21 protein-coding genes are annotated in these 13,191 nt (G+C 60.6%); 2 read left to right on the top strand and 19 right to left on the bottom strand.

Going from position 1 to position 13,191, the window contains the following annotated elements; translation table 11 throughout:
- Positions 1-7: 7 nt before the first annotated feature.
- The 16 genes from rpsH to rpsJ form a co-directional block, all read right to left on the bottom strand.
- Positions 8-388 (bottom strand): 30S ribosomal protein S8, encoded by a 381-nt coding sequence (gene rpsH / locus KH208_RS07280; RefSeq protein WP_008685829.1) that lies wholly within the window; start codon positions 386-388, stop codon positions 8-10.
- Between the two features lie 109 nt (positions 389-497).
- Complete coding sequence (locus tag KH208_RS07285) at positions 498-683, bottom strand: type Z 30S ribosomal protein S14 (protein ID WP_008685830.1); 186 nt, start codon at positions 681-683, stop codon at positions 498-500.
- Positions 684-694: 11 nt separating this feature from the next.
- Positions 695-1,234, bottom strand: coding sequence for a 50S ribosomal protein L5 (rplE, locus tag KH208_RS07290; protein ID WP_008685831.1), 540 nt, complete (start codon positions 1,232-1,234; stop codon positions 695-697).
- Positions 1,235-1,243: 9 nt separating this feature from the next.
- Positions 1,244-1,576, bottom strand: a complete 333-nt coding sequence (gene rplX, locus KH208_RS07295) for a 50S ribosomal protein L24 (protein ID WP_291435135.1) — start codon at positions 1,574-1,576, stop codon at positions 1,244-1,246.
- Between the two features lie 9 nt (positions 1,577-1,585).
- The gene (gene rplN / locus KH208_RS07300) at positions 1,586-1,954 is read right to left on the bottom strand and encodes a 50S ribosomal protein L14 (protein WP_008685833.1); all 369 of its coding nucleotides are present in this window, start codon (positions 1,952-1,954) and stop codon (positions 1,586-1,588) included.
- A 9-nt stretch (positions 1,955-1,963) separates the two neighbouring features.
- Complete coding sequence (gene rpsQ, locus KH208_RS07305; protein WP_008685834.1) at positions 1,964-2,227, bottom strand: 30S ribosomal protein S17; 264 nt, start codon at positions 2,225-2,227, stop codon at positions 1,964-1,966.
- A 2-nt stretch (positions 2,228-2,229) separates the two neighbouring features.
- Positions 2,230-2,460, bottom strand: a complete 231-nt coding sequence (gene rpmC / locus KH208_RS07310) for a 50S ribosomal protein L29 (RefSeq protein WP_291435136.1) — start codon at positions 2,458-2,460, stop codon at positions 2,230-2,232.
- Positions 2,460-2,873: a 50S ribosomal protein L16 gene (gene rplP, locus KH208_RS07315; RefSeq protein ID WP_154509367.1), complete on the bottom strand. Its 414-nt coding sequence runs from the start codon at positions 2,871-2,873 to the stop codon at positions 2,460-2,462. Before rplP ends, rpmC begins: the two co-directional genes overlap by 1 nt.
- Positions 2,873-3,514, bottom strand: a complete 642-nt coding sequence (gene rpsC, locus KH208_RS07320) for a 30S ribosomal protein S3 (RefSeq protein ID WP_008685837.1) — start codon at positions 3,512-3,514, stop codon at positions 2,873-2,875. The genes rplP and rpsC overlap by 1 nt, the downstream gene beginning before the upstream one ends.
- 3 nt (positions 3,515-3,517) lie before the next feature.
- Positions 3,518-3,856, bottom strand: a complete 339-nt coding sequence (gene rplV / locus KH208_RS07325; protein ID WP_008685838.1) for a 50S ribosomal protein L22 — start codon at positions 3,854-3,856, stop codon at positions 3,518-3,520.
- 9 nt (positions 3,857-3,865) lie between these two features.
- The gene (rpsS, locus tag KH208_RS07330; protein WP_022656149.1) at positions 3,866-4,150 is read right to left on the bottom strand and encodes a 30S ribosomal protein S19; all 285 of its coding nucleotides are present in this window, start codon (positions 4,148-4,150) and stop codon (positions 3,866-3,868) included.
- 9 nt (positions 4,151-4,159) lie between these two features.
- Entirely contained in the window at positions 4,160-5,008 is an 849-nt protein-coding gene (gene rplB, locus KH208_RS07335) for a 50S ribosomal protein L2 (protein WP_291435142.1), read from the bottom strand.
- Positions 5,009-5,010: 2 nt separating this feature from the next.
- Positions 5,011-5,301: a 50S ribosomal protein L23 gene (rplW, locus tag KH208_RS07340; RefSeq protein WP_291435143.1), complete on the bottom strand. Its 291-nt coding sequence runs from the start codon at positions 5,299-5,301 to the stop codon at positions 5,011-5,013.
- A gap of 1 nt (position 5,302) precedes the next feature.
- Entirely contained in the window at positions 5,303-5,935 is a 633-nt protein-coding gene (gene rplD / locus KH208_RS07345) for a 50S ribosomal protein L4 (RefSeq protein ID WP_291435144.1), read from the bottom strand.
- Positions 5,936-5,945: 10 nt separating this feature from the next.
- On the bottom strand, positions 5,946-6,575 hold the full coding sequence (gene rplC, locus KH208_RS07350; protein WP_062253005.1) for a 50S ribosomal protein L3: 630 nt from the start codon (positions 6,573-6,575) through the stop codon (positions 5,946-5,948).
- Between the two features lie 12 nt (positions 6,576-6,587).
- Positions 6,588-6,905, bottom strand: a complete 318-nt coding sequence (rpsJ, locus tag KH208_RS07355) for a 30S ribosomal protein S10 (RefSeq protein WP_006008400.1) — start codon at positions 6,903-6,905, stop codon at positions 6,588-6,590.
- An 862-nt stretch (positions 6,906-7,767) separates the two neighbouring features.
- Between rpsJ and KH208_RS07360 the strand changes: the two genes are divergently transcribed.
- Both KH208_RS07360 and KH208_RS07365 read left to right on the top strand, forming a co-directional pair.
- Complete coding sequence (locus KH208_RS07360) at positions 7,768-9,129, top strand: response regulator (protein WP_291435145.1); 1,362 nt, start codon at positions 7,768-7,770, stop codon at positions 9,127-9,129.
- 13 nt (positions 9,130-9,142) lie between these two features.
- Positions 9,143-10,567: a GGDEF domain-containing protein gene (locus KH208_RS07365; protein WP_291435146.1), complete on the top strand. Its 1,425-nt coding sequence runs from the start codon at positions 9,143-9,145 to the stop codon at positions 10,565-10,567.
- Here the strand turns inward: KH208_RS07365 and KH208_RS07370 are convergent.
- The 3 genes from KH208_RS07370 to ftsY all read right to left on the bottom strand — a co-directional run bounded on the left by KH208_RS07370 (position 10,532) and on the right by ftsY (position 13,162).
- Entirely contained in the window at positions 10,532-10,873 is a 342-nt protein-coding gene (locus KH208_RS07370; protein ID WP_291435147.1) for a hypothetical protein, read from the bottom strand. The two genes, KH208_RS07365 and KH208_RS07370, sit on opposite strands and share 36 nt — an antisense overlap.
- The gene (locus KH208_RS07375) at positions 10,842-11,549 is read right to left on the bottom strand and encodes a glycosyltransferase family 92 protein (RefSeq protein ID WP_291435148.1); all 708 of its coding nucleotides are present in this window, start codon (positions 11,547-11,549) and stop codon (positions 10,842-10,844) included. The genes KH208_RS07370 and KH208_RS07375 overlap by 32 nt, the downstream gene beginning before the upstream one ends.
- A gap of 113 nt (positions 11,550-11,662) precedes the next feature.
- Entirely contained in the window at positions 11,663-13,162 is a 1,500-nt protein-coding gene (gene ftsY / locus KH208_RS07380; RefSeq protein WP_291435149.1) for a signal recognition particle-docking protein FtsY, read from the bottom strand.
- Positions 13,163-13,191 lie beyond the last annotated feature (29 nt).

The following is a 13,191-nucleotide window of genomic DNA, read 5'->3' on the forward strand; positions in this document are numbered from 1 at the left end:
GCACCGCCTACCAGATTTCACACAGAAGTTCGCCGCCCACCTTCTTCTCGTGGGCGGTCATGCCGTCCAGCACGCCGCTGGACGTGGACAGGATGCAAATGCCGAGGCCGTTCTGCACCTTGGGGATCTGACGCGAATTCACGTACACCCGGCGGCCCGGAGTGCTCACGCGCTTCAGGCCCGAAATGACGGGCTTGCCCTTCAGGTACTTGAGAGTGATGGTGATGGTACTGTCGGCCACGGCCACGTCTTCGACGTAACCTTCCTGCTTGAGGATGGCGGCTAACGATTCCTTCATCTTCGAGCGCGGCACATTCACTTCCTTGTGCAGGGCCAAATGTGCGTTGCGGATACGGGTCAGCATATCCGCAATGGGATCTGTCAACATCGAAAGCTCCTGAGAGTTTTGGGCGCGGGGTTAACGGCCCTATGCCGCCACTTCCCACCGACGCGGATCACACCGCGCCGCCCGGACGCACCCGCGTCCGGCAATGTTTTTACCAGCTCGACTTGCGCACGCCGGGCAACTCGCCGCGCAGGGCCATGTTGCGGAAGCAGATACGGCAGATGCCGAACTGGCGCAAAAAGGCGCGGGAACGACCGCACAGCGGGCAACGGTTGTACGCGCGCGCACTGAACTTGGGCTTACGTTTGGCCTTCACTTCCAGCGAAGTACGGGACATACGGCAGACTCCTATTTACGGAACGGCATGCCCAACTGGTCCAGAAGGAACTTGCCTTCCTTGTCCGTGGCCGCCGAAGTGACAATGGTGATGTTCATGCCCTTGGGATTTTCCACACGGTCGATTTCCAGCTCGGGAAAGATGGTGTGTTCCTTGATGCCCAAGGTGAAGTTGCCGCGCCCGTCAAAGCCGCGATCCGGAATGCCGCGGAAGTCGCGCACCCGGGGCAGGGCAAAGTTCATGAGCTTGTCCAGAAAGTCCCACATGCGGTCCTTGCGCAGGGTGACGCGGGCGCCGATGGGCATGCCTTCGCGCAGCTTGAAAGCGGCAATGGATTTCTTGGCGCGGGTCACCACAGCTTTCTGGCCAGCAATGGCGGTCAGTTCCGCCACGGCCTCTTCCATGATCTTGTTGTTCTGGGTGGCGGCGCCAAGGCCGATGTTCAGAGAGATTTTTTCAATCCCGGGCAGCTGCATGGAGGAGGTATAGTTGAACTCCTTCTGCAATACCGGAACAACTTTCTCTCTATATATCTTTTCAAGGCGTGTCATCGTATCACCTTATTCCATGACTTCGTTGCACTTTTTGCAGAAGCGCACTTTCTTTTGCTTGCCTTCGGACTCGATGTACTTGTAGCCCACCTTGGTGGCTTTGCCGCACGCCGAGCAGACCACCATGACGTTGGAGACATGGATGGGCATTTCCTTTTCCACGATGCCGCCGGGCTGCTGGGCATAGGGATTGGGGCGCATGTGGCGCTTGACCATATTGGTCTTTTCCACCAACACGCGATCCTTTTTGCGCAGGATCTTGAGCACCTTGCCGATCTTGCCCGCGTCCTTGCCGGTGATCACCATCACCTTGTCGTCCTTGCGGATGCGATACGTTTTCATGACGATCTCCTAAAGCACTTCCGGGGCAAGGGAAATAATTTTCATGAAGTTCTGGGCGCGCAGCTCACGGGCCACGGGGCCGAAGATACGCGTGCCCACCGGCTCGCCCTGGTTGGAGAGCAGCACGGCGGCGTTGCCGTCGAACTTGATGTAGCTGCCGTCCATGCGCCGCACTTCCTTGGCGGTGCGCACGATAACAGCCTTCATCACGTCGCCCTTCTTCACCTTGCTGTGGGGCATGGCTTCCTTGACGGAAACCATGATGATGTCGCCCACCGAGGCGTAACGGCGGTGCGAACCGCCCAGCACCTTGATGCAGGCCACCTTTTTGGCGCCGGAATTGTCGGCCACCTGAAGCGTTGATTCTACCTGGATCATGGCACTACCCTACACGGCTTTTTCAATGATGGAGACCAGATGCCAGCGCTTGTTGCGCGACATGGGACGGAACTCCACGATTTTGACCTTGTCGCCCATACCGCATTCGTTCATGGGATCATGAGCCGTGAACTTCTTGCGGCGCCTCACATACTTTTTGAGCAGAGGGTGCTTGACCAGGGTCTCAACGCGCACGACAATGGTTTTGTCGTTCTTGTCGCTCACCACAATGCCGGTCAGCGTTCTGCCCTTGCGTTCTTCCAGAGCTTGCATTTTCAGGCCCTCTGTTCCTTTTCGTTCAACACGGTCTCAATGCGCGCCACCTGCTTCCGCATGGCTTTCAGCTCGGAAGTCTTTTCAAGCTGCGCCGCGGCGTGCTTGAAGCGGGCGTTCATCAGTTCCTGCCGCTGCTCGGCCAGCTTGCCGCGCAGTTCTTCCGCGCTCATATCGCGCAGCTTGGCGGCGGCGTCCCGGACAGCCTTGTCGCTTTTTTTCTTGGCAGCCATTAGAAGCCCTCCCTCACCACGATGACGGTCTTGACAGGCAGCTTGTGCGCCGCGCGGGTCAAGGCTTCGCGGGCCAGCTCCAGGCTGACGCCCTTGATTTCATACAGCACGCGGCCGGGCTTGACCGGCGCGCACCAGCCCACCGGCGCGCCCTTGCCGGAACCCTGGCGGGTTTCCAGAGGCTTGGCGGTGACCGGACGGTCCGGAAAAACGCGGATCCAGACTTTGCCGCCGCGCTTGATGTGACGCATCATGGCGATACGGGCGGCCTCAATCTGCTGGCTGGACAGATGTCCGTGCTGCACGGCCTTCAGGCCGATGTCGCCGAAGGCAATGGAGGCGCCGCGCGTAGCCAGCCCGCGCAAACGGCCTTTCTGCCACTTGCGGAATTTAACTTTTTTGGGCGCAAGCATTATTGTTCAACCTCTTTGTCAAGGATTTCACCCTTGTAGATCCACACCTTGACACCGATGATGCCATAGGTGGTACGCGCCTCGGCAAAGCCGAAGTCAATGTCGGCGCGCAGGGTCTGCAAGGGCACGCGACCGTCGCGATACCATTCGGTACGGGCGATTTCCGCTCCGGCCAGACGGCCGGCGCACGTCACCTTGATGCCTTCGCCGCCGAACTTGCGGGCCATGGACACGGTGCGCTTCATGGCGCGCCGGAAGGCCACGCGGCGCTCCAACTGCTGGGCGATGTTCTCGGCCACGAGCTGGGCGTCCACTTCGGGGCGGCGGATTTCATTCACTTCCAGGGAAAACTCGCGCCCGAACTTCTGGCGCAGATCCCCACGCAGCTTTTCAATTTCCACGCCCTTGCGCCCGATGACGATGCCGGGACGGGCCGTGGAAAGAATCAGGCGCACCTTGCCGCCCGCGCGTTCAATCTCGATCTTGGACAGCCCCGCATGGTAAAGGAGCTTTTTGACGAATGCGCGGATCTTGCTGTCTTCGTAGACAAAGGCAGGATATTCCTTCTTGCTGAACCAGCGGGACTGCCAGTTCTTGTTATACCCAAGCCGGAAGCCGAACGGATGTACTTTCTGACCCATAGCCTATTCCTGCCCTTCTGCGAGTATGACGGTGATGTGGCTGGTGCGCTTGTGAATCTTGCTGGCCCGGCCCTGAGCGCGGGGCATGAAGCGCTTCCACGAAGGGCCTTCGTTGACCACGATTTCCTTCACCACCATGGCATCCACATCCACGCCGCCCAGCTGCGAGGCATTGGCCAACGCGCTTTTGAGCACGCCGAAGAGCACGCCCGCAGGCTTGTTGGGGGTGAAGCGCAGAAGATTCATGGCTTCCTCAACCCCGAGGCCCTGCACGTTTTTAGCCACAAGCCGGGTCTTGCGCGGCGAAACGCGCTGGAATTTCGCAATAGCTTTCGATTCCATAGTTCTACCCTACTTCTTGCCGGCCTTGGCCTTTTTATCGGCAGCGTGCCCGTGGAAGGTACGGGTGGGCGAGAACTCACCCAGCTTGTGACCCACCATGTTTTCGGTGACAAACACCGGCACGAACTTCTTGCCATTATGCACCGCGAAGGTCAGCCCCACCATTTCCGGCAGGATGGTCGAGCGGCGCGACCAGGTCTTGAGCACGCGGCGATCGCTGTTGGCCACCGCGCTGTCGACCTTCTTCATCAAATGGCCGTCCACGAACGGCCCTTTTTTCAATGATCTCGGCATGAGCTACTCCTACTTCTGGCCGCGGCGTTTGATGATCAGCCGGGAAGAGGCCTTCTTCTTGTCACGGGTCTTGTACCCCTTGGCGGGCATGCCCCACGGCGACACGGGATGACGGCCGCCGGAGCTTCTGCCTTCACCGCCGCCCAACGGGTGGTCGATGGGGTTCATGGCCACGCCGCGCACCTGGGGACGACGACCCAGCCAGCGGTTGCGGCCGGCTTTGCCCAGCGAGATGTTTTCGTGGTGGATGTTGCCCACCTGGCCCACGGTGGCCACGCAGGAGGCCAACACCTTGCGCACTTCGCCCGAGGGCAGGCGCAGCAGGGCGTATTTGCCTTCCTTGGCCACAAGCTGGGCATAGGTGCCCGCGGCACGGCAGAGCTGGCCGCCCTTGCCGGGGTAGAGCTCCACGTTATGAATCACGGTACCCACGGGAATGCGGGCCATTTCCAGCGCGTTGCCGGGCTTGATGTCGGCCGTTTCGCCGTTGCGGGCGTTGACGCCGCTCATGACCACGTCGCCCTGGTTCAGGCCCACGGGGGCGAGGATGTAGCGCTTTTCGCCGTCCGCATAGTGCAGCAGCGCAATGCGGGCCGTGCGGTTGGGATCGTATTCAATCTGCGCCACGGTGGCCTCAATGCCGGTCTTGTCCCGCTTGAAGTCGATGAGACGGTACAGGCGCTTCACGCCGCCGCCGCGACGACGGCTGGTGACGCGGCCACGATTGTTGCGGCCGGCCTTCTTGGGCAGACCTTCGGTGAGCGACTTCTCAGGGCGCGTCCGGGTGATTTCCTCAAAGTCGGAAACCGTCTGGAAGCGACGCCCCGCGGAGGTCGGTTTCAGCTTGCGGACAGCCATGATTACACTCCCTCGAAGAACTCGATTTTATCGCCCTGGCGCAGCGTCACATACGCTTTCTTCCAGCCGGGCTTGCGGCCCACCACGCGGCCCTGGCGCTCCCTCACGGAAGGCGCGCGGCGCACCACGTTGACCGCTTCCACTTTCACATCAAAAGCCTTTTCCACAGCCTGCTTGATCTCAAGCTTGTTGGCCCTGGGGTGGACATAAAAAGCCACCTGTTGCGCCTCATCCTTGAGCAGCGTCGTTTTTTCCGTCAGCAGGGGCTTGAGCAGAACGTACGTCGTTTCCATCTTAGGCCCCCTTCTTGGCGAAACGCGCCTGCACAGGCTCCACGGCCCCTTCCAGAAGCACAAGCTGCTTGTGCTTGAGCACGTCCAGCACGCTCAGGCGATCGGGCGTGGTCAGGGTCAGGCCGGGGATGTTGCGGGCCGAGCGGCTCAGCGTCTCATTGTCCTCGGGCGTCACGATGAGCGCCTTGCCGAGGCCAAGGGCACCGGCCACCTTGGCAAAATGTTTGGTCTTGGCTTCAGGCAGATCGATGCCCTTGACCACCAGCAGGCTTTCACCGGCCAGACGGCTCGACAGAGCCATCTTGAGAGCCAGGGCACGCACTTTGCTGTTGACCTTGAAGCCATAGTCGCGCGGGCTGGGCCCGAAGATGATGGCGCCGCCGCGCCAGATGGGCGAACGGTTGGAGCCGGAGCGGGCCCGGCCGGTGCCCTTCTGCTTCCAGGGCTTGACGCCGCCGCCGGAGACGAACGCGCGGGTCTTGGCATTGTGCGTGCCGGCGCGTTTGGCCGCCATCTGGGCGCGCACCACGAGATTGAGGATTTCGGGCCTCACCTCGATTTCGAACACCTCGGAAGCCAACGTCACTTCGCCGCTTTCCTGCTTGTTCTGGTCGTATACTTTCACGGTAGCCATGTTGCTTCCCCTACTGCTTGCGGATCAGCACCAGCCCGTTCTTGGGGCCGGGCACGGAACCTTTGACCAGAATGACGTTGTCCTCGGGACGCACGCCGACGATCAGAAGGCCCATTTCCGTCACGGTTTCATTGCCCCAATGGCCCGCCATCTTACGTCCTTTGAAGACGTGGCCGGGGAAGGTGTTGTTGCCTACCGAACCGTTGTTGCGGTGCACCTTTTCGCAGCCGTGCGTATCCTTGGAGCCGGCGAAGTTCCAGCGGCGCATACGGCCCTGGTAGCCCTTGCCCATGCTCTTGCCGGTCACCTTGACAACATCGCCGGCGGCGAAGATGTCCACGGTGAGCTGCTGGCCGGGCTGCTGCTCGGGCGCGCCCGAAAGCCGGATTTCACGCGTGTGGCGGAAAAGCCCGGTGCCGGCCTTGGCGAAATGGCCGCGCATGGCTTTGTCCACGTGCTTTTCCTTGGCTTCGGTCAGCGCGATCTGCAGGGCGTTGTAGCCGTCCTTTTCCACGGTTTTGACCTGGGTGACGGGGCAGGGCCCGGCCTCAATGACCGTCACGGCCACGGCGGCGCCGTCACCGGCGAAGATGCGGGTCATGCCAAGTTTGCGACCCAAAATTCCCATTTTCTCAGCCATGACTGCCTCTCGCTAGAGCTTGATTTCCACGTCCACACCGGCGGGCAAGGAGAGCTTGCCCAGCGCGTCGACGGTCTGCTGCGTGGGTTCCAGAATATCCATAAGCCGCTTGTGAATGCGCATTTCAAACTGCTCACGGGACTTTTTGTCCACGTGCACGGAGCGCTGAATGGTGTACTTATGGATGTTGGTGGGCAGGGGGATGGGTCCCGCCACACCGGCACCGGTATTGCGCGCCGTATCCACGATTTCCGCAACGGCCTTGTCCAGAATGCGGTAATCGTAGGCTTTGAGCTTGATCCGAATGCGATCGCTGCTAACAGTTGTCATTGTGCCTACTCCGTTTGCAAAAACATCCCGCGCGGCCACACGGCCCCGGCGGGCTCCTTCACAGCATACGCGGGCCATGAAGCACGGCCCGAAGGCCACCACACCCTGGCGACGGACGGAACAAGACTACGTAAGGGGCTGCGCGAGTCGCGCGCATCACGCCTGAAATCAGGAATTCGGAAGATAATGGACGCCTGGGCGTTCCGGCATCATCCGCGTGATGCTCCCCGGCGCAGCCCAGGCCTGGCCGCCGATGAAAACGGCGGCGCGGCGGTCCCGCAGGGTCACCAAATGGGGTTTACCCCCAATACCTTACAGCCCCGGGTCACTCCGGCCTGCTGGCCTCGGTGGGGTCCGTCCTCGGGCTGGAACGGCTCGACATTGTCCGGCATTTGGTAACGCCTGCGAATGTCAAAACCCGTGGCGGCGATGGAGCCATAATGGCATCCGAACCGCTTCCGGGCGCAGCAGGACAGGCTCAACCTGTCCTTCCCTGCCGTCCAGGGAATGCTTCTCCGGGAAAAACCCGTTGAAGCGACGTCTTGTTTAGCCAAAACCCGCCCCGGCGTCAAGGCTTTTCCATAAAAAAATTCAGTTGACCGCGCGGCTGCCGCCCATGCTCCGCCGCACCGTGCCGCCCGCTTGACAAGGCGGGGCGGCCGGGCCTACATGCATCAGATAAACTATGCCGTGTGTTTGCGTCCCACGCCTTTTCCGCGCCCGGCTTTCATCCTAACGAAGCGCGGCAGTTCAGACGTGTTGCGCAACGCTTGGCAGAGCGGGAAATTATACTTTTCGATCTGTTCGGCATGCTTTTTCAGACAACCAGCGGTCGTTTTGTCCGCGACAGCAGGAGCCATCCATGCCTATTGATCCGGCCCTCAAGGCCAAGCAGAATCTGTATGAAGATACTGTCATCCACTATATGAACAAGGAGGACGGCCACGTCATCGTACTCAGCGACGACCAGGCTTTCTCCACCCAACTGCGCCTGACCCTGGCCAAAGAAATGGGACTCTCCTCCCCCAATATGCTCACGGCCCTGTCCGACCCGCATCAGTTGCTGCGCGTGCTGCGTGAAGTGACCCCCAAGCATCCGGCTCCGATGCTGTTTCTGGAGCGGATTATGGGCGGCCAGGATCTCAGCTTTCTGGTCAATCAGATCAAGCAGGCCTACAACAAATTGCGGATCATCATCCTGACCACCGACGTTCAGCGCGACCGGCTCATGCTTTTGCACGAAGTGGGCGCGGACAATTTCATCGCCAAACCGGTATCCGTGAATACGCTGATCGAAAAAATGGCCTTCACCCTCAAGCCGCAGAGCAAACTCGGTCAGGCCATCGACTTGGCCAAGGCTTTTCTGGCCCGCCAGAAATACGCCGAGGCTCTGGCGGCCTGCCAGAAGATCCTGGCGCTCAAGCCCGGCAGCGCCGCGGCTTACCTGGTTATCGGCGATACCCAGCGTGCCATGAAGGATTATGAAAAAGCGCGCATCGCCTATGAAACAGCGGCCAAATCCGCCGACCTCTACCTTGCGCCGCTGCAACGGCTGGCCGAAATGTATGAGGAACTGGGCGATCAGCAATCCCAGTTGCGCTATCTGCAAAAACTTGACTCCATCTCGCCGCTCAACGTCAACCGCAAGGTAAGCCTTGGGGAAATCCACCTGGCCATGGGCGAACCGGAAAAGGCCGAAGAACTCTTCGACAAGGCCATGGCCCAAATCACCAAGGAGGCCATGGACGGCATCAGCGCCCTCTCCGGCCGCATCGCCTCCATCTATGCCGACCGCGATCCGGCCAAGGCCGAGAAATTTCTGCGCAACAGCTTGGAAGTCAAGGGCAAATATCTCTCCAAGGGCGACATCATGCTCTTCAACCAGCTGGGCATCAGCCTGCGCAAGCAGGGCCGCTGGAAGGACGCCATCACTGAATACAAGCGCGCCATCAAGATCGCGCCCGAGGATGAGAATCTCTATTATAATGTGGGCATGGCTTTCGCCGAAGGCGGAGACTTTTTGCAGGCCAAGGCCAATTTGCTGAAAGCCGTGGACCTCAATCCGGAAATCCCAGGCGCCAGCCCCAATATCGCCTATAATTTCGGAGCGGTCTTCCTCCAGTCCAAGGATCGCGAGCGCGCGGCCCAGTTCTTCAAACTGGCCCTGCAGCTGCGTCCCGATTTCCCGGCCGCCCAGGACGGCCTGAAACGGGCCGGGGGGTAATAGAGGACGCGCCATGTCTTCAGAACACCGCGACGACACCTTGGGCGACGAGAGCCTGGCCGAATCCATCATCGTCAATGAAACGGATTCGTTCATTTACATCAGCGATCCTCGGACGTACGATGTACTCTATGTCAATAACTTCGGCAAAAGGTTGCTGAATCTGCGCGACGTCAGGGGGCATAAGTGCTACCGCCTCTTTCAGGGCAGGGAGGCACCTTGTGAATTTTGCACCAATCATCTGCTCAGCAGCGAAGAATTCCACACCTGGGAGCATTTTAACGAGTTCACCGGCCGAAACTATCTGCTCAAAGACAAACTCATTGAGTGGAAGGGGCGTCAAGCGCGTCTGGAAGTCGCCGTGGATATCACGGACAAAGAGAACACCAGCCGTGCCGTCCGAAACAAGCTGGAAATGCAGCACGCCCTGGTGGATTGCCTGCGTATCTTCTATGCCGCCCCGACCTTCAACGAAGCCATCAACATTATTCTGCGCATGCTCGGGTCGATTCATAAGGCCGACCGGGCCTATATCTTCGAGTATGCGGACGACGAATCCGGCACGCTCTTTTGCAGCAACACCCATGAATGGTGCGCCGAGAACATCAAACCGCAGATAGACAATCTGCAAAATCTGTCCCTGGACCTTCTCCCCGACTGGAAAACATTTTTCGGTCCCGAGCAAAGCATCGCTATCCGGGATCTTGAACTAATCAAAGAGAGCCACCCGCAGACTTACGACATCCTGAAGATGCAGGAAATCAAAAATCTGATGATCGCACAGCTGAACGTGGACGGCGTCGCCACCGGCTTCATCGGCGTGGACAACCCCCGGCACATGGGGGAAGATCTTTCCCTGCTCTGGTCGCTGTCCTATTTTGTGACCATGGAACAGCAAAAACAGCGCATGGAAAGCAACATTCTGTTCCTGAGCCGGCATGACAGCCTCACCGGGCTGGGCAACCGCCACAGTTATATGCGGCTTCTGAGCGAGTTGGAAAACGCGGAAAATGCCGAGACAGGCGTTGCCTTTGTGGACCTCAACGGACTGAAATCGCTTAATGACCGCGAGGGGCATATGGCGGGGGATATCTTTCTCAAAAGCATGGGTGAAGTTTTCACCCGACATTTCAGAAAAGATGAGGTTTTCCGCATCGGCGGCGATGAGTTCGTCATCGTCTGCCGGGGCATCTCCGCGCATCTCTTCAAAAAGAAGGTCCGCGCCATGCGCGCCGAGGCCGAAAACCTGTACCCGGCGGCCCTGGCTCTGGGCAGCGTCTGGAAAAAAAGCGGGACCAGCCCTTCCGAGATGGCCCGCCTTGCCGACAAACGCATGTATGCGGACAAGCGCCGTCAGTACCGCGACCGGAACCGGAACGGCCAGCCCGCCCGCGCCTGCCGGTCAGCGCCGACCGACATCATGCAGAAAGCGCTTTAACGCCTCCGCCGTCTCCGTTTTGCACAGTCGGGTATAACAGCGCCCGATCTCTTCATACAGCCAGGCCTGAAGCGCCGCGTCCTCCCGTGCCGCGAACAGGGCCGCGCCCGGCAGTTCCGGTCCTTTTTCCGTCTCATCCCGCATAAAATGCAGATTGGCTCCCAGCATCAGGGTCAGGGGCGTGGCCTGATAGCGGCACAACCGGGCATAGCGCCGGAAGGCCCGCGCCATGTCGCCGGATTGCGCCAGGGCCGTGACGGCCGCGATTTCCTCTTCAGGGCGGGCCGCGCAATCCCGCGTGACCACGGCGGCGATTCTTCAGGCGGCATGCGGCTGAACGTCTTCCGCACGGGCGGAAAAGGCGCAATGGCCGTATCAGGCGTACCTGTCCGGCTGCTCTGCCGGTAAAAATCCCCCAGGGTCCAGCCATCGCTCCCGTATACGGCGGTAGCCAGGCCGCGTTGAACCTTTTCCTCAACATCCTGCTGTGATGTATAAAAATAATGATTGATGCGGATTTTTCCCGCCACGGGATAGGAAGAGGCTCCCAGTACGGGACGCGGTCCTCGTTGACGCAAAAACGCCCCTCGGCACAGGCAAAGTGCTGCGGCGGCAGAGGCTTGAGTGCCCATTGGGGCCGCACCAGACTTTTGACGTGATGACGCAGACAAACGCCGTTGGTGTAGCTGCGCAAATGGCCGCCGGAGCTAAAGACCATCCAGCGCGCCGCCAGACCGGCCCAGGCCTCACAGGCTTCCGGCAGATCCCGCACATCCCGGCGGGCCAGGGGCAGCACGAATTCGTCAATATCAATAAAAGCCAGCCAACGGCTGTGTGTTTTCCACTGACGCAGGCAATGGTAGTAGGCCGACAACTGCGGAGCTTCGCGCCGGGGAAAGTCAATGACCGTCAACAGACCGGCTGCGGCCAGATCCGCCGGCGGCCGCGCCGCGGGCACGGCGCTGCTGTTGTCGTAGAGCACAATATGCTCGAACCCCACGGCAAAACGGTGCAGCGCTCACTCGCGCAGATGGGGCGTCTCGTCCTTGTCGATGGCGCAAACACAGGCATAATACACGGGCGTGTCCGGTTCGGCTAATTTCCGGCGGCGGGCTCACCCAGCAGGGCGCGGGCGTAATCCGCGCCGTTGAAGGGGCGCAGATCCTCCATTTTTTCACCCAGGCCCACAAAAGTGATGGGCAGATGATGCTGCATAGCCACGGCAATAGCCACTCCGCCCTTGGCCGTGCCGTCCAGTTTGGTCAGGATCAACTCGTCCACGCCGGCGGCCTCCTTGAAGAGCTTGGTCTGGGAAAGAGCATTCTGGCCGGTGGTGGCGTCCAGCACCAGAATGCTGCGGTGCGGCGCGCCGGGATGTTTCTTGCCCAGCACCTGACGGATTTTGGTCAGCTCTTCCATCAGGTTGACCTTGGTCTGCAAACGTCCGGCGGTATCCACAAAGAGCACGTCCACGCCTTCCCGCACGGCCCGCTCCACGGCCTCAAAGGCCACGGAGGCCGGGTCCGAACCCGCCGGGCGGGCGTGGAACAGAGCGCCCACCCGCTCGGCCCAGACCTGCAACTGCTCGATGGCCGCCGCACGGAAGGTGTCCCCGGCCGCGATCATCACCTTCTTGCCCTGCATGCGCGCGCGGTGGGCCAGCTTGGCGATGGTGGTGGTCTTGCCCACGCCGTTGACACCGATCATCAGCACCACTTCGGGCGGATTTACGGCTGAAATGCGGCGCGGCGCGTGGAAAATCTCCTCCAGCTCGGCCAGCAGCAGCTCCCGGGCCTGCTCGGCGCGGGTGGCTTTTTCCCGGCGGGCGCGTTCCCTGAGGCGCTCCACCAATTCCAGCGAAGGCTCATAGCCCAGGTCGGCCATGATGAAGAGCTCTTCCAGCTCTTCCCAGAACTGCTCGTCCAGTTCGCCGTGGCCGGCGAAAAGCGTGTCCAGGCGACGCGCGAACTGTTCGCGGGTACGCGAGAGCCCTTCGCTGATCTTCAGAAAAAGACGGCTGCGCTCATCTTCCTCATCCTCCAGGTCCAGGGCCAGGGCCAAGCGGTATTGCAGTTCCGAGCGGAATTCCTCCACATAGCGGTATTCCATGCGCTCAAGCCAGTCCTGAAAATCGTGCACAAAGGCCTGAACCTCGTCCTGCGGCGCGTCCAGGGAGCGCAGCAGAAATGCCAGGCGCTGCCAGAGCAGGTCGCCGACGCCGTCCACATCCTCCAGGATGATGCCCAGCCAGATTGAAAGCCGGGGTTCGGCCTCGCGCAGGCGCAGGGTCAGGGCCTCGTCTTCCCCGGAGATGCCGGAAGCCGGAGCGGGCGCCCCCGCAACACCCTTTTCCTCAAACGGAGTGGGGGCGGGTTCCGGAACAACTTCCGGGGCCGGGCTCACAGGCGCCGCGGCTTCCTGGGGCAGTGCGGCCCCGCCCCCAGGCTCACGCGCGGGCGCTGTTTCGGGCTCATGCCGCGCTTCAGCCCCAATTTCGGAAGATTGCGACTCGTCCGCGGCATCGGAAGGCTGCGGCGCATTTTCATCCTGGCGCGATCCGCCGAAGATTTTTTTGACGGCTGAAAAAAAGCCCATGACACACTCCTTGCTTGTGGAAGCCCCGC

It is taken from the genome of Desulfovibrio sp. (assembly GCF_018379785.1).
Taxonomy (GTDB): Bacteria; Desulfobacterota; Desulfovibrionia; order Desulfovibrionales; family Desulfovibrionaceae; genus Desulfovibrio.